The following is a 744-nucleotide window of genomic DNA, read 5'->3' as shown; positions in this document are numbered from 1 at the left end:
GAAGCAAGCACCGCCGCTTTGAAAGTGTTCACCACCACGGAGTTCCGGGAGGAAACCACGGCGCTAACGCCACCGGCGGTATCCCCGCAGGAGCACACCGCCCACGAGATGGCCTCCATCGCCGAACTCGCCTGCGTCCTGACCGTCAGCGAACCCAACGCCGCCACACTGCTCTCCACCTCCCACCGGCTCACCACCGCACTGCCCCTGACCCTGGCCGCCCTCCAGGCAGGAACCATTTCCTGGCAGCACGCCCGCATCATGGTCGACGAAACCCTCAACCTGGACCCCGAGGGTGCCCGGGCGTTGGAAGCGCACTTCCTGGACCCGGACGCCCCCAACCCCGCACGCGGCGGCGCCGCCGGGGAAATGATCCCGTCCCGGTTCCGTCACAAAGCCCGCACCTGGCGCGAACGGCACCACCCGGACAGCATCGAAAAACGCCACACCCGCTCCGCCGCCGACCGGCGCGTGGAGTACTCCCCGGAACGGGACGGCATGGCCTGGATTTCGACCTACCTCCCCGCCGATCAGGCCACCGGGATCTGGGACCGCGCCACCACCGCCGCCCGGGCAATGCAGGGCCCCACCGAGTCCAGGACCCTCACCCAACTCCGCGCCGACACCGCCGCCGCCTGGCTCCTCGGCGGGAGTGCTGACCTGATCCCCTCACCAAAAGCCCAAGTCCTCGTCACGGTGCCCGTATTCGCGCTCATGGGCCTGACCGAAGAACCCGCCACCCTC

At 69.2% G+C, this 744-nt stretch carries 1 protein-coding gene; it reads left to right on the top strand.

The genetic code is table 11. The annotated features are described in order from the left end of the window. Nucleotides 1-744 (top strand): DUF222 domain-containing protein (locus tag IAQ70_RS22505; protein ID WP_190992173.1); only part of this gene is annotated, 744 nt, incomplete at both ends.

The organism is Pseudarthrobacter sulfonivorans (assembly GCF_014712225.1).
GTDB classification, from domain to species: domain Bacteria; phylum Actinomycetota; class Actinomycetes; order Actinomycetales; family Micrococcaceae; genus Arthrobacter; species Arthrobacter sulfonivorans.
Note: the sequence above shows the minus strand (reverse complement) of the source record. Positions and strands in the feature narration are given on the sequence as shown.